The following is a 26,430-nucleotide window of genomic DNA, read 5'->3' on the forward strand; positions in this document are numbered from 1 at the left end:
AAGCCGGGGATCCGGCTGGGCAAATGAACACAAGCCGCGTAACAAGCGGTAAACCGACGAGCGATGGTGCGAGGACCTGATGGCTGAATTCTTGACGACCCCTTTTGGGATTGCGGTACTGATCGTGGCACAGTGTTTGGCCGTGGTTGGTTTCGTAATGATCTCGCTGCTGTTTCTGGTCTACGGTGACCGCAAGATCTGGGCCGCGGTTCAGATGCGGCGCGGTCCCAACGTGGTTGGCGTGTTTGGCCTGCTGCAATCGGTGGCGGATGCGCTGAAATATGTGGTGAAAGAGGTAGTCATTCCCGCTGGTGCCGACAAGCCGGTGTTCATTCTGGCCCCGATGACCAGCTTTGTTCTGGCCATTCTGGCCTGGGCGGTGATCCCGTTCAATGATGGCTGGGTGTTGAGTGACATCAACGTCGCCATCCTGTTCGTGTTCGCCATGTCGTCATTGGAAGTTTACGGCGTGATCATGGGCGGTTGGGCATCAAACTCCAAATACGCTTTCCTTGGTTCGTTGCGGTCGGCCGCGCAGATGATTTCTTATGAGGTCTCGCTGGGCCTGATCATCATCGGCGTGATCATTTCGACCGGATCAATGAATTTTGGTGCCATTGTTGCCGCGCAAGATGGTGATCTGGGCCTGTTCAACTGGTACTGGTTGCCACATTTCCCAATGGTGTTCTTGTTCTTCATCTCGGCCTTGGCTGAAACCAACCGTCCGCCGTTTGACCTGCCCGAGGCTGAATCTGAATTGGTGGCGGGCTATCAGGTGGAATATTCATCAACACCGTTCCTGCTGTTTATGGCGGGCGAATACATTGCCATTTTCCTGATGTGCGCGCTGGTGTCGCTGCTATTCTTTGGTGGCTGGCTGTCGCCCATTCCGGGGCTGCCTGATGGCGTGCTGTGGATGGTCGGCAAGATGGCGTTCTTCTTCTTCATCTTCGCAATGGTGAAGGCGATCACGCCACGCTATCGCTATGATCAGTTGATGCGGATCGGTTGGAAGGTGTTCCTGCCGCTGTCGATCGGCTGGGTGGTGATCGTGTCGTTCCTGGCAAAATTCGAAGTGTTTGGCGGCTTTTGGGCCCGCTGGGCGATTGGGGGATAATCCATGACGCAGATCGATTATAACCGAGCCGCGGGCTATTTCCTGCTCAAGGATTTCATCAAGGGGTTTCAGCTGGGGTTGAAGTACTTCTTTGCCCCCAAGGCGACGCTGAACTATCCGCATGAAAAGGGGCCGCTGAGCCCGCGTTTCCGTGGTGAGCACGCATTGCGCCGGTACCCCAATGGCGAAGAACGCTGCATTGCCTGCAAGCTGTGCGAGGCGATTTGCCCGGCGCAGGCGATTACTATTGATGCTGAGCCCCGTGATGACGGCAGCCGTCGCACCACGCGTTATGACATCGACATGACCAAATGCATCTATTGCGGCTTCTGCCAAGAGGCCTGCCCAGTGGATGCCATCGTTGAAGGGCCGAATTTCGAATTTGCCACCGAGACCCGCGAAGAGCTGTTTTACGACAAGGAAAAACTGCTCGATAACGGCGACCGTTGGGAGGCCGAGATTGCCCGCAATCTGGAACTGGATGCACCGTACCGATGACTGATCCTAAAAACCCGTTTGAACAGATGATGGCGCATGCGCAGGAGATGGCGAAAAACCTGAATCCCACGCTCGAGTCGTTTTCACCCAAGGGGTTTGAAAAGCTGTGGCCAACGATGCCCAAGGAATTCATGGAAATGAGTTTCGGCAAAGGGGTCAATAAGGACGGTCTGGATGCTAAAACCCGCATGTTGTTGACCCTGTCGGGGCTGACCATGCTGGGCGCGCAAAGCGACAGCCAGATCCGTATGACCGTGCGCCATGCGTTGGAAGCCGGTGCCACCAAAGACGAAATTGCCGAAACCATCGCCCATATGTCGATGTTTGCCGGCATCCCGTCCATGACCCGCGCGATGGATTTTGCGCGCGAGGTTCTGGATGAGACCGAGGAAAAGGACAAAGAGTGATGACCATGGCAGCATTCTGTTTCTATATGTTTGCGACCTGCCTGTTGATCGGCGGGCTGTTCACTGTTGTCAGTCGCAACCCGGTGCATTCGGTGCTGTGGCTTATCCTGTCATTCCTGAGCGCGGCAGGATTGTTCGTGCTGCTGGGGGCGGAATTCGTCGCGATGTTGCTGATCATCGTCTATGTCGGCGCGGTCGCGGTGTTGTTCCTGTTCGTGGTGATGATGCTGGACGTGGACTTTGCCGAATTGAAGGCCGAAATGGCGCGCTATATGCCGCTGGCCCTGCTGATCGGGCTTGTTTTGCTGATGCAACTTGGGATGGCTTACGGCGCATGGCACGAGGCCGAGGGCGCAGAATCCGCCCGTCAGGCCGTGACCCCCGAGGGCGTGGAAAATACCGCCGCACTGGGTCTGCTAATTTACGACAAATATTTCCTGCTGTTCCAGTTGTCAGGTCTGATCCTGTTGGTGGCGATGATTGGCGCGATTGTACTGACCCTGCGCCATCGCAAGGATGTCAAACGCCAGAACGTGTTGGCGCAGATGTACCGCGACCCAGCCAAGGCAATGGAACTGAAAGACGTCAAACCGGGGCAGGGGCTGTGATGCACCTGATCTTGGCACAAGAGAAGAACCGAGGGACGACATGATTGGATTGGAACATTACCTGACGGTGGCTGCGGCCTTGTTCGTCATTGGTATTTTCGGGATTTTCCTGAACCGTAAGAACGTGATCATCCTGCTGATGTCGATCGAGCTGATGTTGCTGTCGGTCAACATCAATCTGGTCGCCTTTTCGTGGCATCTGGGAGATTTGGCCGGGCAGGTTTTTACCCTGTTTGTGTTGACGGTTGCAGCTGCCGAGGCGGCGATTGGTCTGGCGATCCTTGTCTGTTTCTTCCGCAATCGAGGCACGATTGCTGTGGAAGACGTGAATGTGATGAAAGGCTGAGCATCAGATGATTTACAAGATAATCCTCTTTGCGCCGCTCATCGGGGCAATCATTGCGGGCTTTGGCTGGAAGGTCATTGGCGACAAGGGTGCGCAATGGCTGACCACAGGTCTGTTGATGTTGGCCGCATTGCTCAGCTGGGTTGTATTCTTGAAAGGCGCAACTGAGCTTGAGGCCGTTCACATCATGACATGGCTGCAATCAGGCACGCTTGATACAGCCTGGGCCATTCGGGTGGACCGGCTGACCACGATCATGTTGATCGTGATCAATACCGTGTCTGCCTTGGTGCATCTCTACTCTATTGGCTACATGGCGCATGACGAAAATTTTGCCGAAAACGAGAGCTATCGCCCACGTTTCTTTGCTTATCTGAGCCTCTTTACCTTTGCCATGTTGATGCTGGTGACGGCGGATAATCTGTTGCAGATGTTCTTTGGTTGGGAAGGGGTTGGCCTGGCCTCATACCTGTTGATCGGTTTCTATTTCCGTAAGCCAAGTGCAAATGCGGCGGCGATCAAAGCCTTCGTGGTCAACCGTATCGGTGACTTTGGTTTTATTCTGGGCATTGCCGGCCTGTACCTGATGACCGACTCGATCAAGCTGGACGAGATCTTTGCCATGGCGCCCGAGCTGGCGAACATGACACTGACATTCTTGTGGGCAGACTGGAACGCGGCGAACGTTCTGGCTTTCTTGCTGTTTGTTGGCGCGATGGGCAAATCGGCGCAATTGTTCCTGCACACTTGGCTGCCAGATGCGATGGAAGGCCCGACACCAGTTTCGGCGCTGATCCACGCGGCAACCATGGTAACTGCGGGTGTTTTCCTTGTCTGTCGGATGTCCCCGCTGATGGAATATGCGCCTGAAACCACGGCGTTCATCACATTCGTGGGCGCGACCACCGCGTTCTTTGCCGCGACTGTTGGTCTGGTACAGAACGATATCAAACGTGTAATCGCCTATTCGACCTGTTCGCAGCTTGGTTATATGTTTGTGGCGGCGGGCGTTGGGGTTTACTCGGTCGCGATGTTCCACCTGTTTACGCACGCATTCTTTAAGGCGATGTTGTTCTTGGGTGCAGGTTCCGTGATCCACGGAATGCATCACGAACAGGACATGCGTAACTATGGTGGCTTGCGCAAAAAGCTGCCTTATACGTTCTGGGCGATGATGATCGGGACGTTGGCCATCACCGGCGTTGGCATTCCGCTGACGCATATCGGTTTTGCCGGCTTCCTGTCCAAGGATGCGGTCATTGAGAGCGCCTATGCAGGCACGGCTGGCGGCTATGCCTTCTGGATGCTGGTAATTGCGGCACTGTTCACCAGCTTCTACAGCTGGCGTTTGATGTTCCTGACCTTCTTTGGTGAGGCGCGTGGCGACAAACACACCCATGATCACGCCCATGAAAGTCCAACGGTGATGTTGGTGCCGCTTGGAGTGCTGTCATTGGGAGCAATTTTCGCCGGGATGCTGTGGTACAACGACTTCTTTGGTGATCATGATCAGGTGAATGAGTTCTTTGGAATTCCTGCGCACCATGCCGAAGCGGCTGATGCGCATGGTGAAGCGGATGCACATGCGGACACAGAGACAGCCGTGGCCAGCGGCCACGCAGATGATCATGCTGAGGTTGATGACCATGATGCCACTGTCGTTGCTGATGCCGACGGGCATGACGAAGACGCGGATCATGCTGTGGCAGATGCAGGCCATGCGGTGGCACCTGAGGGTGCGATCTATATGGCGGCTGACAATCATGTCATGGACGATGCCCACCATGCGCCGAAATGGGTCAAAATGAGCCCATTCTTTGCGATGTTGACAGGTTTCGTTGTGGCGCTCTGGTTCTATGTCTGGAACCCGACCTTGCCCGGACGTTTGGCTGAAAATCAGCGCCCGCTGTATCTGTTCTTATTGAATAAATGGTACTTTGACGAAATCTACGATTTCCTATTTGTGCGCCCGGCAAAGCGGTTGGGTCATTTCCTGTGGAAACGTGGCGATGGCAATGTGATTGATGGTACGCTCAATGGCGTGGCCATGGGGATTGTGCCGTTCTTTACCCGTCTCGCGGGGCGGGCACAGTCAGGATATGTCTTCACCTATGCGTTGGCGATGGTGATCGGAATTGTGGTCCTTGTGACCTGGGTGTCATTCAGCGGGGGCGCACACTGATGGAATCTCATCTGCTTTCATTTGTAACGTTTATCCCGCTGGGCGCAGCCGCCATTCTGGCGATCTTTCTGCGCGGCGAGGATGCTGCAGCCCAGGGTGTGGCCAAATGGGTGGCGCTAATCGCGACCTCTGCGACCTTCCTGATCTCGCTGTTCATCCTGTTTGATTTTGATCCTAACAATACCGGGTTCCAGTTTGTTGAGACCCATGAGTGGATCTTTGGTTTGCAGTACAAGATGGGCGTTGATGGGATCAGCGTGCTGTTTGTAATGCTGACCACCTTTATGATGCCGCTAACTATTGCTGCATCATGGAATGTGGAGAAGCGTGTTAAGGAATACATGATTGCATTTTTGATGCTGGAAACACTGATGCTGGGCGTCTTTATGGCGCTGGATCTGGTGTTGTTCTATGTATTCTTTGAGGCGGGACTCATTCCGATGTTCCTGATCATTGGGATATGGGGTGGTAAAGAGCGGATTTATGCCTCGTTCAAGTTCTTCCTTTATACCTTCCTTGGATCAGTTTTGATGCTAGTCGCCATGGTGGCAATGTATAACGATTTCGGTTCAACCGATATTGTTGGCATGCTGAACCATGAGTTTGAATCCGACAGTTTCAGCCTATTGGGTGTACAGATCATTGGCGGCATGCAGACGTTGATGTTCGTTGCTTTCTTTGCCAGCTTTGCGGTCAAGATGCCGATGTGGCCGGTGCATACCTGGTTACCTGATGCACACGTTCAGGCTCCGACGGCGGGTTCGGTTGTGCTGGCGGCGATCTTACTGAAGATGGGTGGCTACGGTTTCTTGCGCTTCAGCCTGCCGATGTTTCCGGTGGGGGCTGATGTGATGACGCCGCTGGTGTTGTGGATGTCGGCTATTGCGATTGTCTATACGTCACTGGTGGCGCTGGCGCAGCAGGATATGAAAAAGCTGATCGCATATTCCTCAGTTGCGCACATGGGTTATGTAACCATGGGGATCTTTGCCGCGAACCAGCAGGGCATTGATGGTGCGATCTTCCAGATGCTGAGCCATGGCTTTATCTCAGGCGCGCTCTTCTTGTGTGTCGGTGTGATTTACGACCGGATGCATACACGCGAGATTGACGCATATGGCGGGTTGGTGAACCGGATGCCCGCCTACGCGCTGATCTTCTTGTTCTTTACTATGGCCAATGTTGGCCTGCCGGGAACGTCTGGGTTCATCGGGGAATTCCTGACCTTGATGGGGATTTTCCAGGTCAACACCTGGGTGGCCTTGGTGGCCGCGAGCGGCGTGATCCTGTCGGCAGCCTATGCGCTGTGGCTCTATCGTCGGGTCGTGATGGGTGATCTGATCAAAGAAAGCCTGAAGTCGATCACCGACATGGGTAAACGTGAGCGCGCGATCTTTGCGCCGCTGGTGGTGATGACCTTACTGCTGGGGGTCTATCCCAGCCTGATCACCGATATCATTGGCCCCTCTGTTGAGGTGCTGATCTCTAACTATGACACAGCACGGGGTGCGGCAGGTGCCGCCATCCAAGTTGCTGAAACGTCGCACTAAGGGGGCGCTGCAATGCAGGCAGATCTAAATGTTATCCTGCCCGAGATCATCCTCTCGGTCTACGCGATGGCAGCTCTTCTGGGGGTGGCCTATACAGGCAAGGACAAATTCGCCGGGGTGCTGACATGGCTCACCGCGGCACTATTCGTTGTTCTGGCGCTGTGGATCGGTGTCAGTGGGGAGGGTACACGCACGGCATTTGGTGGCATGTTCAATGATGACAGCTTTGCCCGCTTTGCCAAAGTGGTGATTTTGCTGAGTGCCGCTGCCGTGATGGTCATGGGTCAGGAGTACATGGAGCGGCGCGATATCTTGCGGTTTGAATATCCGCTGCTGATCGCATTGGCGACCGTGGGCATGATGGTGATGGTTAGTGCCGGTGATCTGATGGCGCTTTATATGGGATTGGAACTGCAATCGCTGGCTCTTTATGTTGTTGCCAGTCTGCGTCGCGACAGCACTAAATCGACCGAAGCCGGATTGAAATATTTTGTTCTGGGCGCGCTGAGTTCTGGTTTGCTTTTGTACGGTGCCTCGCTGACCTATGGTTATGCTGGCACGACGCTGTTCTCGGGCATTATCGCGGCTGCAGACGGGCAGGCACCGATTGGTCTGTTGCTGGGGTTGGTTTTTGTGATCTCTGGTCTGGCGTTCAAAGTATCTGCCGTGCCGTTCCACATGTGGACGCCTGACGTTTATGAGGGCGCGCCAACACCGATCACTGCGTTTTTTGCCACCGCACCGAAAGTGGCAGCAATGGGCCTGTTTGCCCGTGTGGTACATGACGCCTTTGGCGGGGTCGTCGGCGACTGGCAACAGGTTGTGGCACTGCTGAGTGTGTTGTCGATGTTCCTTGGGGCTGTGGCTGCAATTGGTCAGCGCGACATCAAACGCCTTATGGCTTATTCATCAATTGCCCACATGGGTTATGCTCTGATGGGGCTGGCGGCGGGCACCGCTTTTGGCGTGCAGGCGATGCTGGTCTATATGGCGATCTATGTGACGATGAATGTCGGCACTTTCGCCTTTATTCTGTCCATGGAACGTGATGGTCAGCCGGTCACAGATATTGATAGCCTGAATATGTATTCGCGCAGCCATCCGGGCCGGGCATTGGCAATGCTGATACTGATGTTCAGTCTGGCTGGCGTGCCGCCAATGCTGGGTTTCTTTGGCAAGATCTACGTACTGCGGGCCGCTTATGATGCGGGTCTTGCGTGGCTGGCGATTGCCGGTGTGATCGCCTCTGTGATTGGCGCGTTTTATTACCTGCGCATCGTTTATTTCATGTACTTCGGGGAAGAGCGTGAACCCCTTAGTACAGGCCGTTCACCCATCTTGTGGGTGTTCTTGATGGGCTCTGCCACCATTATGCTGGTGGGCATCATTAACATGTTCGGTATCGAAGGCGTGGCGCAGGCCGCGGCAGCAGCACTTGTCAACTAACTGGCCCGAAGGTTATGGCCGTCGCATTCTGGCAGAGATGGATAGCACCAACGCCGAAGCGATGCGCGTAGCGCATGACCTACGTGGGCCGGAATGGATTTTAGCCCTACGCCAAACCGCCGGACGGGGACGCCGGGGGCGGGTCTGGGCCAGCCCCGAAGGCAATTTTTCTGCAACACTGGTGATGCGACCCACTGAAAGCCCTGATAAAGTGGCGCTGCGGTCCTTTGTGGCAGCACTGGCGCTTTATGATGCTTTGGTTGCTGCAACCGGTCGGGCGGAAATCTTCAGCTTGAAGTGGCCTAATGATGTGCTGCTGAATGGTGGTAAACTGGCAGGCATTTTATTGGAAAGCGCGGGCTTTGGCGATCAGCTTGCGCATTTTGCCATTGGCATCGGTGTGAACTTGATGTCTGCCCCTGATACAAGCGAAGTCGAGGCGGGCGCAACCCGGCCTGTGTCGCTGATGTCGGAGGCGGGTGTGACCGTCACACCAGAAGAGTTTCTCGACCTGCTTGCCCCCGCCTATGCGCGCTATGAGGCGCAGTTTGTGACTTATGGATTTGAGCCGATCCGCACGGCCTGGCTGGGCCGAGCAGCACGCTTGGGTGAGGTGATTACAGCACGCACCACGCGCGAAAACTATGTCGGAACCTTCGAGACGGTGGACGCGGCAGGCAATCTTGTACTATCCACAGCAAAATCCCGCATGGCCATTCCGGCTGCGGATGTGTTTTTCTGACGGGGGTTGCCATGCTGCTGGCGATTGACTGCGGTAATACCAATACGGTGTTTTCGATTTGGGATGGGAACGAGTTCCTGTGCACATTGCGCACCTCGACCCACCACGCCCGCACGGCGGATGCTTATTTTACATGGTATTCCACATTGGTGGAACACTACGGCATCGATGTTGAGATCACCGATGTGATAATATCATCGACCGTGCCGCGGGTGGTGTTTAATTTGCGCGTCTTTGCGGACCGTTTCTTTGGGTGTCGTCCGATGGTGGTGGGCAAACCGGAATGTAATTTACCGGTTGAAGCTCGCGTTGATGAAGGTACACAAGTGGGCCCGGATAGGTTGGTCAATGCTGCAGGAGCCTTTGACCGACACGGCGGCGATCTGATCGTGGTGGATTTTGGAACCGCGACCACATTTGATGTTGTAGCGGGCGATGGTGCCTATATTGGTGGCGTGATTGCCCCGGGTGTTAATCTGTCACTTGAGGCATTACACACAGCGGCGGCAGCCTTGCCACATGTCGATGTGACCATGCCGCAAAAGGTGATTGGCACCAACACTGTCGATTGTATGCAGTCGGGTGTGTTCTGGGGGTATATCGGGCTGGTTAATGGTATTTGCGAACGGATCCGGGCCGAACATGACGCCCCGATGCGTATCGTTGGAACCGGCGGATTAGCGCCTTTGTTTGCACAGGGTGAAACGCTGTTTGACGTGATCGAAGATGATCTGACAATGCATGGGTTAACAGTAATCCATGCCCATAATTCGAAAGGCTAAAAAGCCATGAGTAACGAGCGGTTGATTTACCTGCCTTTAGGCGGGGCGGGTGAAATTGGCATGAATGCCTATGTTTATGGTTACGGCAAACCTGGCAAGGAAAGGCTGATCTTGGTGGATCTTGGCCTTACCTTCCCGGATATGGACGGCACCCCGGGTGTCGATCTGATTTTGCCAGATATGCAATGGTTGATTGAACGTCGCGACCAGCTCGAAGCGATTTTCGTCACCCATGCGCACGAAGACCACATTGGTGCAGTTGCGCATTTCTATGGTGAATTGGGCGCACCGATTTATGCAAGGGCGTTCACCGCCAATCTGGCGCGCCGCAAGATGTCTGAGCATGGGCATCCGGAAAAAGCCGTACATACCGTATCAGCGTGGCCGGAAACACGTGAATACGGCCCCTTTGAGGTTGGCTTTGTGCCAATCTCACACTCGATCCCGGAAAGTTCGGGTTTGGTGATTGATACGCCCAAAGGCCGATTGGTGCATTCGGGTGATTTCAAAATGGACCGCAATCCGATCGTTGGCGAGGCCTTTGATGAGGATCTGTGGCGAAGCTTGGCAGAACCCGGCGTTCTGGCGCTGATGTGCGATTCTACCAATGTGTTTAATCCACACCCCGGCCGTTCTGAAAGTGAAATCGGTGGGGAAATCGAAGCTTTGGTTGAAAGCGCCGAGGGCATGTTTGTTGCCACGACCTTTGCCAGTAACGTTGCCCGGGTTAAAACCCTTGCCGAGGCAGGCAAGCGCGCCGGGCGTTCAATCTGTCTGTTGGGGCGGGCGATGCGCCGGATGGTTGAAGCTTCGATCGAAACCGGCGTTCTGACCGACTTCCCAAAAACAATCAGCCCTGAGGACGCAAAGTCGATGCCTCGGGGCAATGTGATGCTGCTTGTAACCGGAAGCCAGGGCGAGCGCCGTGCTGCTAGTGCACAGCTGGCGCAGGGCAAATACCAGGGGATCACGCTGAAGGGCAACGATACCTTTCTGTTCTCGTCCAAAACCATCCCGGGGAACGAACGTGGTGTCATTCGGATTATTAACCAATACAGCGAGATGGGTGTTGATGTGGTGGATGACAGCAGTGGTAAGTACCACGTGTCTGGCCATGCCAACCGCCCTGACCTGAGCGCGTTGCATCACCTGCTAGAGCCCAAATATGTTGTGCCGATGCATGGCGAACACCGGCATCTGCGTGAGCATGTTAAATTGAGCCAAAGTAATGGGTTCAAAGGTATTCTGGCTGTAAATGGCGCTATGGTTGATCTGTCCGCCAAAAAGCCGACAATTGTGGAATATGTCGAAACCGGACGGACCTATCTGGATGGGTCGGTTAAGATTGGAGCGCTTGATGGCGTGGTTCGCGATCGCATGCGCATGGCACTGAATGGCCACATCATGATCAATGTCATTATTGATGAAGATGACGAGATACTGGGTGATCCATGGTGCGAAATCAAAGGTTTGGCCGAAGAAGGTCACAGCCGCGCACCGTTGGTTGATGTGTTAGAGGAAGACTTGAGCCAGTTTATCGGTCGGGCTAACAACAAGACCCTTATGGATGACGAAAAGTTGGAAGAGGGGCTGCGTAAGGTCGCACGTCAAACCTCGCAAACTGAAATTGGTAAACGCCCTGAGGTTTCTGTGATCATCAGCCGGCTGAGCGCTTAATTTGCGTGCGCAAAACTGTGGTTGGCGTGATATCGACAGATCACGCCAACTCTCATGTCGTTATTGTATAAGATCAGAGTGTTTTCCTGCGCTTTCCTCAAGTTAAGCCGAGGGAGAGTTAAATGTCGCATCACAGCCATGAACTTATCAATCTTGCCCGTTACCCCATCGATCAGGACGGGCCACGGCGCGACAAAGTTCTAGCGCATGTGCGTGCTGATCTTGCGCGGGACGGCTGCGCGGTGCTAAAAGGGTTCCTGAGCGCCAAGGGCGTGGCCGCGCTGGCGGCAGAGGCGGATGGCGTATCTGACAAGGGGCATAAGTCGTTCAACCGAACCAATGCCTATTTTACCAAAGACGACCCAGGCCTGCCGGAAGATGACCCACGCAGGCAGTTTTATGATCGTTCAAACGCCTTTATCCCAGCGGATAACTTCGCCAAAGATGGCCCACTCAGGAGCGTTCATGATTTCATTGGCTTTGATGACTTTATCCGCGACTGTCTGGAGGAAACAAATTTCTACCGCTACGCTGATCCACTCGCCGATGTCATTGTGAACATGGCTGAAGAAGGGAACGGATTTCCATGGCATTTTGATACGAACAATTTCACAGTAACGTTGGCGTTGCAGAATGCCGAAAAGGGTGGCGAATTTGAATATGCGGCAGGCATACGCGAAGGGGATGAAAACTTTGGCGAAGTAAAACGCGTATTGAATGGCTCCTCGGACAGAGTGACAGTGCTGGAGTTGGAACCCGGGGATCTACAGCTTTTCCGGGGGCGTTATTCTCTGCACCGTGTGGCCCCATTAAAGGGCCCACGCCCGCGATATGTTGCGATTTTTTCATATGTTGAAGAACCGGGAATGGTGGGGTCGCCAGAGCGAACCTTGCAGCTGTATGGCCGCACGCTTCCCATTCACCATGAGCGGGCAGGGGCGCGCGCTGATCGATATATTGATTAGATAAGCTCAAAGAAGCCATTCGATTGGGAGAAGGCCAATCAGCACAAGCGCTATTTGCTCAAACCAGCTTGCGCCGGGTTCTTCTTGGTAAATCGTGACATCACCATTATTGTGCGGTTCGCGCCAGATCATTTTGTTCTCTGGGGTCAGCTCAGGCTCATAGCTGACGGTGGTGAGCGAACCGTCAAATCCGGCACTCACTTTTGCAGCCATGCTTGGGCTATCGATCAAGAAACCCATTTCACAGTTAAGCATGGCAGAACGGGGATCAAAGTTGAAGGAACCAATAAAAATGCGTTTGTCGTCAACGGCAAAGGTTTTGGCATGAAGGCTCGCTCCGGATAGACCAAAGGGCAGGATCTTATCATCTTTCTCGGGTGCCTTACCTCTGAGCTTTAGCTCAAAGAGGCGAGTGCCGGTTTCAAGGAGTTCACGACGATATTTAGCATAGCCAGAGTGAACCAAAATCACATCGGTCGTGTCCATGGCATTGGTTAATACACGCACATCGATCCCAGATTGCGACAACCCTGCGAGCCATTCTGTACCCTGTTTCCCGGGCACGAAATAAGCGGAAACAAGGTCCAAACGAGAGTTTACGCGACCAAGAATGGCCCCCAGCCGGGTGATCATCAACTGATCCCGCGTGGCGCGCCCCATACCTTTGGATGGATCATCAATAACCAACTGAACATCGGTCCACTCCAGAGTAGAAGTGCCGGCAATGTACTCTGATGTACTGTCTTGGTATCCTGATAAAAAGTCCTTGGCTGCGATGCTATTGCGGACATCGGTGACGCGGGTTTCAAACGCTTTGATATCGCTTACCCCATTCACAATTGCTTCAACGGCAAACACTGATGGGCTGTTCCAATAGTCGTCAAAGGCGTTGGCCGTTTCAGGAACGACTGCGCCAGTCGCAAGCACATCCAGATCAATGTAAAATTGATCATCCCCAACCTGAAAATATTCATCACCAATATTTCGGCCACCGATGATTGTGGCAGCCCCGTCAACGGTCAAGGACTTATTGTGCATCCGGCGGTTCATCCGGAAAAAATCATAGGTGTATCCCAGCAGCTTGGGTTTGCGTAAGGTTGACGGGTTGAATAGCCGGATCTCGAAATTATCCTGATCATTGAGCGCACTCATATACGAATCCAACCCAGGAACGCCATTGTCATCCAGCAAGAGCCTAACGCGCACACCGCGTTTTGCGGCCTTGTGAAGCGCATCCAGCAACAAGATACCCGAGGTGTCATCGTGCCAAATGTAGTATTGCGCATCAATCGAACGCTCTGCGGCTTTGATCAGGGCTAGGCGGCTGGCTAACGCATCATGATTGTTCAACAGCTGCGCTACACCCGATTTTCCGGGATGCAGCGTTTCACTTGCATGCATCAATGCCCCCAGTGCGGTATCTGGTTGAGCAGGGAGTGCGATGCTGTCTGTACGGTCTGTGATGTCCGGTAAAGAAAATAGAAGTCGAGCGGTGAAAATAGCAATGGCGCAAAGCGCAAAAAAGGTGAGTAGGCGTTTGACAAATCGTTTCATATTCGCAGTTTAGTTAGAAACTTGGTGTCGCATACAAAAAAATGTAACCTGCACGAAAATACGGCAAGCACAGTATGAATGAACGCGCGCATTAGCACGCGCATTCTGCCAAATGCATCATTTGAGGCGAATTTAACCTGCGCGCCGTTCGTCAAAGCTGAGCGCGATAAACTGAGGCATGTGGTCACCCATACCTACAACCTGATTGCCGCCGCTCTGTTTGTCGGATTTACGATTGCTGCGTTTTGCGGGCTTGTCATCAGATCTGGCATGTTTGACAGGTTTGTCATCCGGCTTGCTTGCTTTCGGAGACTTGGCGCCTTCAGCTTCGACCTCTGTATTAGGTTTGGCCGATTTGCGCGGCTTGGCTGGTTCTTCGGACTTAATTGGGTTGTCGATCCGAGGGATTTCTTTCTGGATCAAGGCTTCAACCGCATTCAACGCTTTTTCATCGCGGGGATTGCAGATGGTGATCGCTTTGCCTTCGCGACCGGCGCGACCCGTGCGGCCAATTCGGTGAACGTAGTCTTCGGGATGGCCAGGAACATCGAAGTTGATGACATGGCTGACTGATGGCACATCAAGCCCGCGCGCTGCCACATCTGAAGCGACAAGAAGGCGCAATTCTCCATTGCGGAACGATTCAAGTGTACGGGTACGTTGGGATTGGTCCAGATCACCGTGGATGGCTGCAGCATCATAGCCATATTTTTTTAAGCTTTTGGCGCAGATGTCGACATCAGTCTTGCGGTTGCAAAAGATGATGGCGTTCGTGCATTTGTCACCTTCGGAATCGATCAATGCGCGCAAGACCTTGCGCTTTTCGCTATCGGCGCGATCACGGCGCTTGTATTTGAACATCACCACATTCTGTTCAATTGTCTCAGACGCTGTGGCCTGACGAGCCACTTCGACGCGCTCTGGTGCGGAGAGAAACGTGTTGGTTATCCGCTCGATCTCTGGTGCCATAGTGGCCGAGAAAAAGAAGGTTTGACGGGTAAAGGGGGTTAAGCCAAAGATCCGCTCGATATCAGGGATAAAGCCCATGTCCAGCATTCGATCTGCTTCGTCGACAACCATGACTTTGACATCGGACAAGATCAGCTTGCCGCGCTCAAAATGATCAAGCAAACGGCCTGGTGTTGCAATCAGAACATCGACACCTTTGTCGATGATCGCTTCTTGCTCTTTAAAGCTGACGCCGCCGATCAACAGCGCCTTAGTCAGCTTTAGATACTTGGAATAAGTGTCGAAGTTTTCAGCAACCTGTGCAGCCAGTTCGCGTGTCGGGCAAAGCACCAGACTGCGTGGCATTCGTGCCCGGGCGCGGCCACGAGCCAGAAGCGACAGCATTGGCAGGGTGAAGCTGGCAGTTTTGCCGGTGCCTGTTTGGGCAATGCCTAAAACATCACGGCCTTCCAAAGCGGGAGGAATGGCACCAGCCTGAATTGGGGTGGGGGTTTCGTATCCTGCTTCAACAATGGCCTTAAGGACCTTGGAATTCAGGTTCAGATCAGAAAATTTAGTCATGTGCATCCGTCATATGCGGACACTATGCTTGGCCCGCGCGTCTGGTGTGGATCAGGCCCGGATGGCCTTCGTTTAAACACGATTTAGAATCCAGTAATCTGGCTCCATTTAGCGGATCGGTGGGCTTGGGTCAATGCAAGGGGCAGGAACCCGAATATTTCATGGAAAACTATGGTTTTATTGCTAAATTCGTCACAGTCATACGGCGTCGGCGAAATGGCGCTTTCGTTTTGCATCTAAACCCAGCGAAACGGCATGAAGATGCCCATGCGCGCTGAGTTTTTCACGCAATTGTGGGGTGGCGACGCAGACCTCGGTGAAAAAGGCTTGCAATGCGGGTTCTCCGCCTTCGGTTTCCAGTGATGAAAGCAACTCATGCATGCTCAGCTTTTGAGTACTAAAGCGTGCGTTAGCCTGAAGCTCGGCCCGGTAAGCCCCTTGGTTCAGCCGGTATCGGTAGCTGCGACGCCAATGAGCCCAACTGGGAGCATGCATGTGCAACAGTTGTGTTTGCTGCAAAACATGTGCGTTGGTCAGGCGGGTTCCGTTGAAAAACGCATTGTGAATACGTAACTTAAATCCTTGTCGTCCAGTGCGTACAAAAATCTTGCCAGAAACATGACTGAGAAACCCACCATTCAGCTGATTGCCGAAGGTGGGGTAGATTTCCTGTGTTTGCGCACGTCGATCAATTAAGCGACTGGCGCATCCCTTGGCCCAGACTTGCCCATTCGGTGGAAGGGTAAAGGGGTCAGGCGCAAGGGCTTCAATCGGGCGTAGTTGCGCGGTGAGGGCGCTATCAGGTAATTCTGCAAGTTGCAGTGCCAAGGGCTGTGATGGACACAGAAACTCGTCAACATCAATATGCGCCAGCCAATCCACATCCGAGGCGCGGCGATAGCAATGAGTCGCATTGATGGACTGCCGCAGTTGATGTTGATCCGGGCGTCCCTTGCGTTTGCGCCAATAGGTTTCATCACACAGATGTACGCGGCATTTTGAATGCGATTTCAGGGCTTTGTGTGCAACTGGATCATCGTCGTCCAGATAGACATGGACACGTTTCGCACCCAGATCAAGATGATAGGCGGCAAAGTCTAATATGTCTTTGGTGGGGGCTTTGATCGTTGCAACCACGCCCCAGCTTGTTTGACTGTTCATATCTTGAAAATGCCGCTCCCAGAAAAATTGTGCAAGTTGAGTATAAAAAGCCATCCATAAGCTGTGTAGTGAGTAGGGTATTCATTGTTCAGATTATTGTGCTAACCATGATCCGAAGTTGCTGTGGGATGCAGGGCAGGGCGATAACCTGCATGCAATACGGCAAGGGTCGCACGGGGTGTCATAACGGTTGCCTCATCGATGCTTGGGCGTTTGAACCGGTTGCTGTACCTCTCTGGTGTATAGCATAGCAGGTCTGGCCCCCAGACCAGATGAGGTTGCATATCATACAGTATGAAGGTCCCATCAGGCAGCGTGTTCAGCGATGCACTATGCCGGATCTGCGCACGTGTGCGGCTAACACGGTCTTGATGCATATGCCGGTCAATTGACTTGAGGTCTTGGGCCGGGCCATGCGCGGTATCCCAGCACCCACGAAACTTGAGGTACTCCGCACGCCTGCATTCTCCGCAGGGGCGATGACCCGCAGCCAAAGCTACAGCCTCATCAAGGAAAAATAGTTCTGTATATTTGCGTGGACCCATGACCTCGCGGTGGCGGCCTTTGAAAGTCAGAACGCAGGTAACCCAGGCCTGATGAGTCCATCGGGCCCGGCCAAGGCGTTTCTGGTCATCATGTAAAATGCCACGATTACCCATCATCGTGCCGCGGGCAGATACTGCGTGAAATTCACCAGTGGGTAGCACTCTGTTCTGTAGATGAGGGGCATGCACACGTGTCATATGCGCCAAGCTACGGCAAAGGTAATTTACTGTTCAAGAGTTTATTGGCATTTGGGGAATTGTAACTGAGGCAATCAAATCGGGGATATTATCAATTAATGGCTGTATAACGAAGGGCACTCAAATTGAAAAAGGCCCCGCATTGCAGGGCCTCTCTTTAAACTTATTGCAGCTTATGCTTTTTTGCGTTTCCGCAGGCTTGCTACGCCACCAAGGCCAGCGATAAGCAGCCAACCAGTAGCAGGCAATGGGATCGTGGACACATCGCCGCCATCAAAGGTGATCGCGCTGTCCAGAACTTGTGCCCAGTCGTTTCTTTGTTGGTCTGTTCCGGCACAGCAGAAATCAAACCCAAGATAGAAAACATCACCAGCACCTTTAGTTGTGCGGGTTACGATTGGATTGCCCGTGGACCCACCAGTGCTGCCTTCGTAGAAAACAGTTGATCCTGTTGGCAATGCGCCACCCAGAGAGTGAGTGGAACTTAACCCAACCAATGTTGCAACGTCATCAGCAAAGGTAGTTCCAGCCGCTGCCGCAGTTTTGGTGAAAGAGTTGGTATATCCTAGGGCGTCCGTCAAATTTCCGCCAAACAGAGCATCCAGCAAATCCTGGTTGCCACTGCCTCCGAATACGATCAACCGGCCACCGCCGGAAACGAATGAATCGAGTGCGGCTAGATTTGCGCCAGCGCCATCATCACCGCTTTGTTCTACGATGATAGTATCACCTGCGGCAATCGCGTTGCCCCAAGCTGTGGTTGTATCCTCATATCTTGTTAAGGTGTGACCATAGGTGCCAGACATAATGCCACTTTGGTACGATGAGATTTCATGGTCACCATTCATAAACGATACGCTTGCGGCGAAGCCGGATGTGCCGATGAGCGACAGAAGCCCTGCTGTTAAAACTTTTTTAATCATAACCCTTAATTATCTCCTGTGGGTAAAATACACGGGTGCGAAATGTGTCAAAATAATGGCATCCATCATGGCGCAAGGCAATGAAATTCAAGGATTAGTCCCCATTAATACAGGGAAACAGATTGTTTCCCTGTATTGCAAGGTTGATTGTGTCAATTTCTTGACGGGGCTTGTTAGGGCATCATTTCCTTTGTCGCCGACAGTGTCACATCAGGATAATCGCGGGTGATGCGGTCGATGTCCCATTGCAGGCGCGTCAGATAGACAACGTCGCCATCGTGATCATGGGCAATGTGCTGTTTATTGGCGTTGATAAAGGCATCAAGTGGCTGCCTTTCCCCGACGGCCCAGCGGGCAGAAGTGAACTGGGAGGCTTCAAACCGTACGGGCAGGCCGTATTCCAGTTCGATCCTTGAACCAAGCACTTCGAATTGCAGCGGGCCGACCACACCAACGATAAAGCCAGATCCAAAGCTGGGTTTGAATACTTTGGCAGCACCTTCCTCGGCGAATTGCATCAGAGCCTTTTCAAGGTGCTTGGCTTTCATTGGGTCACCAGCGCGGCAGCTTTGCAGCAACTCAGGTGCAAAGGACGGAATGCCCGTGGCACGAATGGCCTCGCCTTCGGTTAGCGTGTCACCAATGCGCAGCTGGCCGTGGTTGGGGATGCCGATGATATCTCCGGCCCAGGCCTCTTCTGCCAGTTCCCGGTCTGAAGCCAGAAACAACACTGGGCTAGAGATAGCCATAGGTTTTTTAGTACGTACATGGGTGAGTTTCATGCCACGTTTAAAGTGACCTGAGGCCAGGCGGACAAACGCCACTCGGTCACGGTGTTTTGGGTCCATGTTGGCTTGCACCTTGAAGACAAAGCCAACAACTTTCTTTTCATCAGGTGAGACTTGCCGTGGGCTGGCCTGTTGTGGCTGCGGCTCAGGGCCGTAGGTGCCGATGCCGTCCATTAACTCTTTGACGCCGAAAGAGTTGATCGCAGAGCCAAACCAGATCGGGGTCATGTGCCCCTCAAGAACGGCTTGCGGGTCAAGCGCGGGCAGCAATTCGCGCGCGATTTCCAGTTCTTCGCGCAGTTGCTCGATCAGAGTATCTGGAACATGCTCGGCTAGCTTTGGATCATCAAGCCCGTCGATCTGTATGCTTTCAGCCACCTTGTTGCGATCCGCGCGGTCCATCAGTTCCAACCGGTCGTTAAGCATGTCGTAGCAACCAATGAAATCGCGCCCTTGACCGATGGGCCAGCTGGCTGGGGTCACATCGATGGCAAGGTTTTGTTGGATTTCATCAATGATTTCAAATGTGTCCCGGCTTTCGCGGTCCATCTTATTACAGAACGTCAGGATCGGCAGGTCGCGTAGGCGACAGACCTCAAACAGCTTTTGTGTCTGGCTTTCAACACCCTTCGCCCCATCAATCACCATAACAGCGGCATCAACAGCTGTCAGCGTGCGGTAGGTGTCTTCAGAAAAGTCCGAGTGACCGGGGGTATCGACTAGATTGAAGCGAAATTCGCGAAAATCAAACGACATTGCCGAGGCCGAAACAGAAATCCCACGATCTTTTTCCATCTGCATAAAGTCGGACCGTGTCCGCCGGGCCTCGCCCTTGGCGCGCACTTGGCCAGCCATCTGGATGGCCCCGCCAAACAGCAGGAATTTTTCCGTCAGGGTCGTTTTGCCAGCGTCCGGGTGCGAAATGATCGCAAAGGTACGGCGGCGGGCGATTTCAGCCGGTAGATCGGGGCGGTTTGAGGCAATATCCAACATGCGCGCCGTATAGAGCGCGGGGAGCAGAGGTGCAATAAGAAGGCGTTACATTGTCGAGGCGCGTTTAAGCAGGTTTGCGGCATCAGCGTGGTTAAGCAGCTCTTTGGGGATCTCAAAATCGTGATGCGGGCGATGCTCGTGCAGGACGCCTGGAAAGGTTTGATCCAGCTCGGTGGGCAGGGCGGCACGGGTCTGCGAGTTAATCATCAGGGTTTCGGCAGCTATCCCTTCGGCATAGATGATCTGGTGTTGGTCAAACACAAGCTGGAAGTATTCCACAAAGCCACCGTCTTGTTGCACTACTGTCGATCCATTGACCAGATGGCGGGCACGTACCAGGACCTCTGACCGGCCTGCGCCGATGGCATCCGAGCGTTGATAGATAAACAACCGATGGTCGGGGCTCACGATCAGATCATTGGTATTGTGCAGTACGCCAGCTTTGATCCGTACGGGGGCAAATTCACCCAGGGCGCGTACCGTGGACTGTCCGATCCAACGGATCGGCTGTACCCCGTCATAGCGGGTTAGGACATGATCCCCGACAGTAAGGTCCTGAATCAATTTCTGTGCACCGCTTGCCAAGGTGATCTTGGTATCGCGGGCGAATGAAACGCAGGATAGTTCCGCATATTTTTGCATCACCAGATCGCGATCAATGCCAATGAGCGTATAGCCCAATTTTGCTGTGAGAGACGCGAGCGGCATGACAAATACTTCGGCCACATGACCTTGTGCGTTCACTTCGACCCAGATCAGGGCTTCGACGACACAACCGGTCGAACACATCAATGTCAGGCAACTGTCCATGTAGACCCGCGCGCCGGGCTCGCCCAGTTCGCTGTTGCCGCTGATCCTGAAGTTCACGTTGTCATCGGTGGAAACGATCAGCTGGCCGGGTGTGACTCCTGCACTCAGCTCGTAGGTATCATCCAGATCCAATTCATTGGCATATGAAATGTAATCTCCAGCATTCGCTCCTGAAACCACTACAAGATCCTGAGATCGGAAAACAGGAAGGGTTTGTTTTGGACTGGGGGCGATATGATTCATACAGAAGCAACATTTATGGAATGGGTATGGTACTAAGTTTCCATGTTAATATAGATTAATCTCGACGCAATTGTGACGTTGGAGTTTTTCGCATTTGTGGCAAAGAAACATGAAAATACATGGTGAGGGCGAATATGGATCTCGGAATTAGCGGAAAGCGTGCTTTGGTTTGTGCTTCAAGCAAAGGTTTGGGGCTTGGATGCGCGCGTGCGCTGGCCGAGGCGGGTGTCGATTTGGTGATGAATGCCCGCGGCGCAGAGGCATTGGAAGCTGCCGCGCAGCAAGTGCGTGATGACTTCGGCGTATCGGTGCAGACGGTTGCAGTGGATGTCACTAGCCACGAAGGGCAGGCTGAGGTGTTAAATGCTGCAAAGGGTGTTGATATTTTGGTGAACAATGCCGGTGGCCCGCCTCCGGGGATGTGGAGCGATTGGGAACGGGATGATTTCATCAAAGCACTGGATGCCAATATGTTGACGCCGATTGCCATGATCAAAGGCTTGGTTCCGGGCATGATCGATCGTGGTTGGGGCCGGGTGGTGAATATTACGTCACAATCTGTTAAGGCACCGATTGCAGTTTTGGGCTTGTCGAATTCGGCCCGCGCTGGCCTGACTGGGTATGTTGCGGGCACGGCGCGTCAGGTTGCTGGGCAAGGGGTGACGATTAACAATTTGTTACCAGGAATTCACGCCACGGATCGCGCGGTTTCATTGGACACCGGCGTTGCCAATGCACAGGGTATTAGCATGGATGCAGCAAAAACGCAGCGCTGTGCGAGCATTCCCGCAGGGCGGTATGGCACGGCGGCTGAGTTTGGCGCGACCTGTGCGTTTCTGTGCAGCCAGCATGCCGGATTTATCGTGGGACAAAACATCTTGCTTGACGGAGGTGGCGTTAACGCCACGCTTTAAAGGTGGCGGAACGGTTCTCTCTCAAAGATCATTTGTTTAATTCGCAAAGCCTGTCTGATCTAGCGGTTGAATATTCAGCTGCCTTGCCCGGATTTGATGCCGATGAATTCCTGACGCAAGCGATACCCGGGCTCGAAAGCAGGGAACTTATGGCCCGGCTTGACTGGATTGCCGATTGCATTCAGGCGCAGTTGGATGTGGATTTCCCAGCAATGGCTGACCAGCTTGAGGCGGCCCTGCCTCCACACTTAGACCCGACGTTGAGCGATGATGACTTTGGACGCTTTATCCATGCTGTACCGGGCATATTGGCTGTGCGGCATGGTCTGGAGGAGCATCGCGAACGTGCACTGAATTTGTTATATGCTGCCACTAAGCGGTTCTCGATGGAGTTTTACATTCGTCCCTTTCTGAACCGATGGCCAGACGAGACCTTTGATCGGTTAAAGACATGGGCAAGCGATGAAAATTACCACGTCCGGCGGCTGGTGAGCGAAGGAACTCGGCCCAAATTGCCATGGGCAAGGCGTATTGATATTGACACAACGCGCCCTCTTGATTTGCTGGATCTTCTGCACGCAGATCAGACCCGGTATGTGACCAGATCAGTCGCAAACCATCTGAATGATATCTCCAAAACTGACCCTGAGGCCGTGCTGGAGAGGCTTGAACACTGGCGCGGGCAAGCGCGGCAAAACAAAGCAGAGCTGGCATGGATGGAGCGGCACGCGCTCCGCACACTGATCAAGCAAGGTCATACGGAAACGTTAGCGTTTTTGGGCTATCGCAATGACCTGCAGTTTGATGTGGCGCTTAAACTTCAAAGCCCAAGCGTCATGATCAGTGAGGTGTTAGACTTCACTTGCGAGATCAACTGCCCAGAAGCGGTGCCAGTTTTGGTCGATTATGTGATGTATTTTCACAGGCCGGATGGTGTGGATCGGCGCAAGGTTTTCAAATTAAAGCAGGCGCATTGCGACGGAAGACGCACTTTGACATTGCAAAAGAAACATCGGTTCAAGAAAGGTACGACAACATTCACCCTACATCCCGGGCCGCACAAGATAGAAGTGCAGGTAAATGGCGCATGTCTGGCCGCCGCCACATTCGACCTGCTGCCAGCGCCCGAGTGATTATTTGGCGATTAGGTTGGCAATACGCTTGCCGATTGCTTTGCTAGCCTTCGGGGAAGGATGGATCATATCGATCGCATGGATGACCGGTCTCCATGCGGCACCAGATCGGCGTTTGATAGGAAATGAAACCCGCCATCTGTGGCGGCCAGGCTAGTGATCCCGCATTCCAGTTCATCGCCTTCGTTTCGACATCCTTCAATCGGGGAATCGACGCCGGGGCTGCGCAGATAACCGACATAGACCACCTGCGCCCCAGTTGCGCGCAGCTTACGGACCAAGGTTGGGGTTTTGCCCTTTTGGCCATCGTTTGAAATCAGCTGGTCCATTTTCGCATCACATCCATAACAGCCGCAACCAAACCACAGGTCATTACCGCCTCCATTTAGAATGATCCAATCCCAGTCACTTTTGTCATTTTTTGCACGCTAAACAGTGGTTGGTTGAAATTTTGTAAAACGATCAATGCTTGGGAGCTTTCCATCACATTTCCGTTGGTTGCCACTGCAAAGCTGGATCGTGCCATGATGCCCTGTTAGGCGGAGTACCGAACAGCGAAGGAAATCCTGACATGCAAACGGCTGCCGTGATTATAGTTTTTGTTCTGGTGATTATTGCCAGCCTTGTGGCAGCCCCCAGAAAGGCAACGGTTGAAGGGTTTTTTTATGGTCTGGATACACACGGTCGCGCTCCGGGGCTTTTGACACTTGTGCTTAGTCAGGTGACAACCTGGATTTTTGCACGATCTTTGATGAATTCAGCTATTTTGGGTTATTATTATGGGGTCTGGGGCGTTCTGGCTTATGCCGCATATTATGGATCGTTTCTGACTGGGGGATTTATCGTTTCCCGTCTGCGCGACACAGGTGCTGGATCGGTTCAGGACTGGTTGAGCGCACACTTTGGGCGCAGTGGAGTGCAGTGCTATAATGTAGTGATTGCCCTGCGCTTGCTATCAGAGGTCTTCGCAAATCTTTTGGTGGTAGGGTTGATTTTTGCAGCGGTATTGCCCGAGGTTGGCATCGCGAAAAACGCCTCGATTGTTCTGGTGGCCCTTATGGGGCTGGCCTATAGCGCCTGGGGTGGGTTGAGCGCGGCGTTGCGCACAGATGTTGTTCAGATGTTGGTTTTTTTGCTAGTGTTTTTTGCTGCTTTTATCGCGCTGATCACCAGCCCCGGATTTGATATCATGGCCGTTGCGACAGCACAGGGGGTCTCAGGGTCGTGGAACGGTCAGGTGTTGCTGCTGGTCGCATTTTTGCAGGTGTTTTCTTATCCGGCACACGACCCGGTGATGATGGATCGCGGTTTTTTGGCCGATCGCGGCACCACGCGCGCGGCGTTTTTGCATGCATTTTGGCTCTCGAGCATTTGCATTATCGCCTTTGGTATCTTCGGTATTCAGGCCGCATTGAGCGGCGCGGAATACGAGGGACAACTCTTGGGCACATGGGCCAATATGTTCCCGACCTGGCTCTTTGTGGCTTTGCTGTTGTCTCTGTTGATTAGCGCACTCAGTACGTTAGATTCGGCCTTGTCCAGTGCCGCACGCTTGGTTGTGGATGAACTTAAACTAAGTCCGCGCACGTTGAATGGTGGGCGGGTTGCGATGGTTGTGTTCATGATCCTTGGCGCAGTGCTGACATTATGGGGCAATCAGACCTTGTTTGATGCGGTGGCCGTGAGCGGCACCGCTAGTATGTTCCTGACACCGGTGTTGTTCGTGGGGTTGGTACTGGGCCGACCTGTGACATGGTGGTCATATATGGTGGCCTTTGGGTCTGCGATGTTAGGGGCCTTCGTCTATTTTAAGCGCGATGCTGAGTGGATCGCACAGATCTTACCTGAGGGTCACAAATACGAGCAGCTGCTGGCCATTTGTGTTGTGGTGCTTGTGGCTGGCTTTGCCGCTGTGCTGCTCGGAATGCGCAAACGGGCCTGACAAATGCCCGATCCGCTGAATGCGGGTCGGGGTGTTTCGTTTAGACCGCAGGAGCATGCGGTGTTTGCGCAAGGTGATCGCGCTTGATCCAAACGCGCGCGCCGTTTTCGCCGACCTTTATGGTGGTATCACCGCCTTTCGGCAGTCGAAGCCAGCTATGGGTTTTGAACGCCTCGTCGGATTCTTCAAAGCCACCCTCCAACACCAATATCTCGGCGCCTTTTGGGGCATGCAGTGGAATTCCTGCGCCTGGTGCCCAACGTTCAAGAACGACATCTTCGTGTTCGTCTGAAAAAAGCGGCAGAACTTCTGTGTCTGGGCCTTGGCGGATGAATCTCATCTTATTGGTGTCAACACGGTTATGCGTCCGGTCCTTCATATCGAATTGCCAGAGTTTGACAAAGATCACACATCCCGGTGCAGAGCCCGGAGTATGAGAGGATTCCGGTGGATTGCGGATATAGCTGCCCGCAGGAAAGTCGCCATGTTCGTCTTGAAAGACACCTTCGAGAACAAAAAATTCTTCGCCACCGGTGTGAACATGCGGGGAAAAGGCGCTGTCTGGGGCAAATCGGACGATTGTGGTCGCCCGCGCCACTTCACCGCCAATGCGGTCCAGCATGCGCCGATCCACACCCGCAACCGGAGACGCTACCCACGGCTCACCCGCACTATGCACTGCAATCCGTTTTGAAAAATCGGTATTTAGTTCCATGATCAGTTCCGTTCTCAGGCGTTGAGTGAAGGGCGGGAGGCAACGCGTGTACGCCAGTTTTTGAGGTTAACATATTCGTCAGGAATAGCGATCTTTGCAAAATCAGCAAAGCCCAGGCCAGCATATGCAGTGATGTCTGCCATGCTGAAATCACCCCCGGCAAGAAAGGGCTGACTGGCCAGCACGCCATCAAGGTAATGCATGCCCTTCAGGGCGGTATGTTTTTGATGTTCCCCCCATTCCGCACATTGATATCCTTCAATGTGTTTCCCCAGACCGGGTGTTGCATGGTGGAAATACGCGGCGACTGCATCCAGCAGGTTGGATTCTGCGCGGCGTTGCATCATGTGGATCTTTGCCCGATCCTTTGGCGTGGTTCCGGTCAGGGTCGGCGTACCACCAATGTGATCAAGATATTCGGTGATTGCGGTGGATTCTGAGATGCATGTCCCGTCGTCCAACTCCAGCAAAGGTACTGTGGCAGAGGGGTTTTTAGCCCGGAATGTTTCGGATTGATGCTCACCTTCTGGCACGTTGACCGAAACGAATTCGACCTTATCGGTCAGATTCTTTTCTGCCAATGCAATGCGAATACGGGCGGGGTTTGGGAAACCTTCAAATTCGTAGATTTTCATTTTCGAATCCTATCTATCTAGTGATA

25 protein-coding genes are annotated in these 26,430 nt (G+C 53.3%); 15 read left to right on the forward strand and 10 right to left on the reverse strand.

The window, feature by feature from the left end:
* Positions 1-79: 79 nt before the first annotated feature.
* From nuoH to D9A02_RS09865, 12 genes are all read left to right on the forward strand, one after another.
* Complete coding sequence (gene nuoH / locus D9A02_RS09810; RefSeq protein ID WP_120500803.1) at positions 80-1,117, forward strand: NADH-quinone oxidoreductase subunit NuoH; 1,038 nt, start codon at positions 80-82, stop codon at positions 1,115-1,117.
* Positions 1,118-1,120: 3 nt separating this feature from the next.
* A complete protein-coding gene (nuoI, locus tag D9A02_RS09815) occupies positions 1,121-1,615 on the forward strand; it encodes an NADH-quinone oxidoreductase subunit NuoI (protein WP_120500804.1) in 495 nt (164 codons plus the stop codon).
* A complete protein-coding gene (locus D9A02_RS09820) occupies positions 1,612-2,022 on the forward strand; it encodes a carboxymuconolactone decarboxylase family protein (RefSeq protein WP_120500805.1) in 411 nt (136 codons plus the stop codon). Before nuoI ends, D9A02_RS09820 begins: the two co-directional genes overlap by 4 nt.
* Positions 2,022-2,630: an NADH-quinone oxidoreductase subunit J gene (locus tag D9A02_RS09825; RefSeq protein WP_120500806.1), complete on the forward strand. Its 609-nt coding sequence runs from the start codon at positions 2,022-2,024 to the stop codon at positions 2,628-2,630. Before D9A02_RS09820 ends, D9A02_RS09825 begins: the two co-directional genes overlap by 1 nt.
* 40 nt (positions 2,631-2,670) lie before the next feature.
* Positions 2,671-2,976 carry an NADH-quinone oxidoreductase subunit NuoK gene (gene nuoK / locus D9A02_RS09830; RefSeq protein WP_120500807.1) on the forward strand — a complete coding sequence of 102 codons (306 nt, stop codon included), beginning with the start codon at positions 2,671-2,673 and terminating at the stop codon, positions 2,974-2,976.
* Positions 2,977-2,986: 10 nt separating this feature from the next.
* Positions 2,987-5,158, forward strand: a complete 2,172-nt coding sequence (nuoL, locus tag D9A02_RS09835; RefSeq protein WP_120502467.1) for an NADH-quinone oxidoreductase subunit L — start codon at positions 2,987-2,989, stop codon at positions 5,156-5,158.
* Positions 5,158-6,708, forward strand: a complete 1,551-nt coding sequence (locus D9A02_RS09840; RefSeq protein ID WP_120500808.1) for an NADH-quinone oxidoreductase subunit M — start codon at positions 5,158-5,160, stop codon at positions 6,706-6,708. Before nuoL ends, D9A02_RS09840 begins: the two co-directional genes overlap by 1 nt.
* Before the next feature lie 12 nt (positions 6,709-6,720).
* The gene (gene nuoN, locus D9A02_RS09845) at positions 6,721-8,154 is read left to right on the forward strand and encodes an NADH-quinone oxidoreductase subunit NuoN (RefSeq protein WP_120500809.1); all 1,434 of its coding nucleotides are present in this window, start codon (positions 6,721-6,723) and stop codon (positions 8,152-8,154) included.
* A 37-nt stretch (positions 8,155-8,191) separates the two neighbouring features.
* Positions 8,192-8,896, forward strand: coding sequence for a biotin--[acetyl-CoA-carboxylase] ligase (locus D9A02_RS09850; protein WP_120502468.1), 705 nt, complete (start codon positions 8,192-8,194; stop codon positions 8,894-8,896).
* An 11-nt stretch (positions 8,897-8,907) separates the two neighbouring features.
* Positions 8,908-9,678 (forward strand): type III pantothenate kinase, encoded by a 771-nt coding sequence (locus D9A02_RS09855; protein WP_120500810.1) that lies wholly within the window; start codon positions 8,908-8,910, stop codon positions 9,676-9,678.
* Positions 9,679-9,684: 6 nt separating this feature from the next.
* Complete coding sequence (locus D9A02_RS09860; protein ID WP_120500811.1) at positions 9,685-11,355, forward strand: ribonuclease J; 1,671 nt, start codon at positions 9,685-9,687, stop codon at positions 11,353-11,355.
* A gap of 122 nt (positions 11,356-11,477) precedes the next feature.
* The gene (locus tag D9A02_RS09865; RefSeq protein WP_120500812.1) at positions 11,478-12,320 is read left to right on the forward strand and encodes a hypothetical protein; all 843 of its coding nucleotides are present in this window, start codon (positions 11,478-11,480) and stop codon (positions 12,318-12,320) included.
* Between the two features lie 6 nt (positions 12,321-12,326).
* Here D9A02_RS09865 and D9A02_RS09870 read toward each other — a convergent pair whose 3' ends face one another.
* From D9A02_RS09870 to D9A02_RS09900, 7 genes are all read right to left on the reverse strand, one after another.
* Complete coding sequence (locus tag D9A02_RS09870) at positions 12,327-13,874, reverse strand: phospholipase D family protein (protein ID WP_120500813.1); 1,548 nt, start codon at positions 13,872-13,874, stop codon at positions 12,327-12,329.
* A gap of 132 nt (positions 13,875-14,006) precedes the next feature.
* Complete coding sequence (locus D9A02_RS09875) at positions 14,007-15,404, reverse strand: DEAD/DEAH box helicase (RefSeq protein ID WP_120500814.1); 1,398 nt, start codon at positions 15,402-15,404, stop codon at positions 14,007-14,009.
* 198 nt (positions 15,405-15,602) lie between these two features.
* Entirely contained in the window at positions 15,603-16,565 is a 963-nt protein-coding gene (locus D9A02_RS09880; protein ID WP_120502469.1) for a glycosyltransferase family 2 protein, read from the reverse strand.
* 101 nt (positions 16,566-16,666) lie between these two features.
* Positions 16,667-17,272 (reverse strand): hypothetical protein, encoded by a 606-nt coding sequence (locus tag D9A02_RS09885; RefSeq protein WP_254054600.1) that lies wholly within the window; start codon positions 17,270-17,272, stop codon positions 16,667-16,669.
* A 209-nt stretch (positions 17,273-17,481) separates the two neighbouring features.
* Positions 17,482-18,231: a VPLPA-CTERM sorting domain-containing protein gene (locus tag D9A02_RS09890; RefSeq protein ID WP_120500816.1), complete on the reverse strand. Its 750-nt coding sequence runs from the start codon at positions 18,229-18,231 to the stop codon at positions 17,482-17,484.
* Between the two features lie 173 nt (positions 18,232-18,404).
* A complete protein-coding gene (locus D9A02_RS09895) occupies positions 18,405-20,012 on the reverse strand; it encodes a peptide chain release factor 3 (protein WP_120500817.1) in 1,608 nt (535 codons plus the stop codon).
* 45 nt (positions 20,013-20,057) lie between these two features.
* Complete coding sequence (locus tag D9A02_RS09900; protein ID WP_367946747.1) at positions 20,058-21,002, reverse strand: Hint domain-containing protein; 945 nt, start codon at positions 21,000-21,002, stop codon at positions 20,058-20,060.
* Positions 21,003-21,199: 197 nt separating this feature from the next.
* Between D9A02_RS09900 and D9A02_RS09905 the strand changes: the two genes are divergently transcribed.
* The gene (locus D9A02_RS09905; protein ID WP_120500819.1) at positions 21,200-21,979 is read left to right on the forward strand and encodes an SDR family oxidoreductase; all 780 of its coding nucleotides are present in this window, start codon (positions 21,200-21,202) and stop codon (positions 21,977-21,979) included.
* Positions 21,980-22,011: 32 nt separating this feature from the next.
* A complete protein-coding gene (locus tag D9A02_RS09910) occupies positions 22,012-23,112 on the forward strand; it encodes a DNA alkylation repair protein (RefSeq protein ID WP_254054601.1) in 1,101 nt (366 codons plus the stop codon).
* A gap of 65 nt (positions 23,113-23,177) precedes the next feature.
* Here the strand turns inward: D9A02_RS09910 and D9A02_RS09915 are convergent, their stop codons facing one another.
* A complete protein-coding gene (locus D9A02_RS09915; RefSeq protein ID WP_120500821.1) occupies positions 23,178-23,441 on the reverse strand; it encodes a hypothetical protein in 264 nt (87 codons plus the stop codon).
* A 242-nt stretch (positions 23,442-23,683) separates the two neighbouring features.
* Here D9A02_RS09915 and D9A02_RS09920 point away from each other — a divergent pair, with 242 nt between their 5' ends.
* Entirely contained in the window at positions 23,684-25,054 is a 1,371-nt protein-coding gene (locus D9A02_RS09920) for a sodium:proline symporter (RefSeq protein ID WP_120500822.1), read from the forward strand.
* A 40-nt stretch (positions 25,055-25,094) separates the two neighbouring features.
* Here the strand turns inward: D9A02_RS09920 and D9A02_RS09925 are convergent, their stop codons facing one another.
* Positions 25,095-25,769 carry a cupin domain-containing protein gene (locus tag D9A02_RS09925; protein ID WP_120500823.1) on the reverse strand — a complete coding sequence of 225 codons (675 nt, stop codon included), beginning with the start codon at positions 25,767-25,769 and terminating at the stop codon, positions 25,095-25,097.
* A 14-nt stretch (positions 25,770-25,783) separates the two neighbouring features.
* The gene (locus tag D9A02_RS09930; protein WP_120500824.1) at positions 25,784-26,404 is read right to left on the reverse strand and encodes a glutathione S-transferase family protein; all 621 of its coding nucleotides are present in this window, start codon (positions 26,402-26,404) and stop codon (positions 25,784-25,786) included.
* Between the last annotated feature and the right edge of the window lie 26 nt (positions 26,405-26,430).

This window comes from Roseovarius sp. EL26, from assembly GCF_900327775.1.
GTDB lineage: Bacteria > Pseudomonadota > Alphaproteobacteria > Rhodobacterales > Rhodobacteraceae > Roseovarius.

What these genes read in the sequence shown, in the direction of transcription:
- nuoH (WP_120500803.1), top strand. Translation starts at nt 80, where the DNA reads ATGGCTGAATTCTTGACGACCCCTTTTGGGATTGCGGTACTGATCGTG.
- nuoI (WP_120500804.1), top strand. Translation starts at nt 1,121, where the DNA reads ATGACGCAGATCGATTATAACCGAGCCGCGGGCTATTTCCTGCTCAAG.
- D9A02_RS09820 (WP_120500805.1), top strand. Translation starts at nt 1,612, where the DNA reads ATGACTGATCCTAAAAACCCGTTTGAACAGATGATGGCGCATGCGCAG.
- D9A02_RS09825 (WP_120500806.1), top strand. Translation starts at nt 2,022, where the DNA reads ATGACCATGGCAGCATTCTGTTTCTATATGTTTGCGACCTGCCTGTTG.
- nuoK (WP_120500807.1), top strand. Translation starts at nt 2,671, where the DNA reads ATGATTGGATTGGAACATTACCTGACGGTGGCTGCGGCCTTGTTCGTC.
- D9A02_RS09840 (WP_120500808.1), top strand. Translation starts at nt 5,158, where the DNA reads ATGGAATCTCATCTGCTTTCATTTGTAACGTTTATCCCGCTGGGCGCA.
- nuoN (WP_120500809.1), top strand. Translation starts at nt 6,721, where the DNA reads ATGCAGGCAGATCTAAATGTTATCCTGCCCGAGATCATCCTCTCGGTC.
- D9A02_RS09850 (WP_120502468.1), top strand. Translation starts at nt 8,192, where the DNA reads ATGGATAGCACCAACGCCGAAGCGATGCGCGTAGCGCATGACCTACGT.
- D9A02_RS09855 (WP_120500810.1), top strand. Translation starts at nt 8,908, where the DNA reads ATGCTGCTGGCGATTGACTGCGGTAATACCAATACGGTGTTTTCGATT.
- D9A02_RS09860 (WP_120500811.1), top strand. Translation starts at nt 9,685, where the DNA reads ATGAGTAACGAGCGGTTGATTTACCTGCCTTTAGGCGGGGCGGGTGAA.
- D9A02_RS09865 (WP_120500812.1), top strand. Translation starts at nt 11,478, where the DNA reads ATGTCGCATCACAGCCATGAACTTATCAATCTTGCCCGTTACCCCATC.
- D9A02_RS09870 (WP_120500813.1), bottom strand. Translation starts at nt 13,874, where the DNA reads ATGAAACGATTTGTCAAACGCCTACTCACCTTTTTTGCGCTTTGCGCC.
- D9A02_RS09875 (WP_120500814.1), bottom strand. Translation starts at nt 15,404, where the DNA reads ATGACTAAATTTTCTGATCTGAACCTGAATTCCAAGGTCCTTAAGGCC.
- D9A02_RS09880 (WP_120502469.1), bottom strand. Translation starts at nt 16,565, where the DNA reads ATGAACAGTCAAACAAGCTGGGGCGTGGTTGCAACGATCAAAGCCCCC.
- D9A02_RS09890 (WP_120500816.1), bottom strand. Translation starts at nt 18,231, where the DNA reads ATGATTAAAAAAGTTTTAACAGCAGGGCTTCTGTCGCTCATCGGCACA.
- D9A02_RS09895 (WP_120500817.1), bottom strand. Translation starts at nt 20,012, where the DNA reads ATGTTGGATATTGCCTCAAACCGCCCCGATCTACCGGCTGAAATCGCC.
- D9A02_RS09905 (WP_120500819.1), top strand. Translation starts at nt 21,200, where the DNA reads ATGGATCTCGGAATTAGCGGAAAGCGTGCTTTGGTTTGTGCTTCAAGC.
- D9A02_RS09915 (WP_120500821.1), bottom strand. Translation starts at nt 23,441, where the DNA reads ATGGACCAGCTGATTTCAAACGATGGCCAAAAGGGCAAAACCCCAACC.
- D9A02_RS09920 (WP_120500822.1), top strand. Translation starts at nt 23,684, where the DNA reads ATGCAAACGGCTGCCGTGATTATAGTTTTTGTTCTGGTGATTATTGCC.
- D9A02_RS09925 (WP_120500823.1), bottom strand. Translation starts at nt 25,769, where the DNA reads ATGGAACTAAATACCGATTTTTCAAAACGGATTGCAGTGCATAGTGCG.
- D9A02_RS09930 (WP_120500824.1), bottom strand. Translation starts at nt 26,404, where the DNA reads ATGAAAATCTACGAATTTGAAGGTTTCCCAAACCCCGCCCGTATTCGC.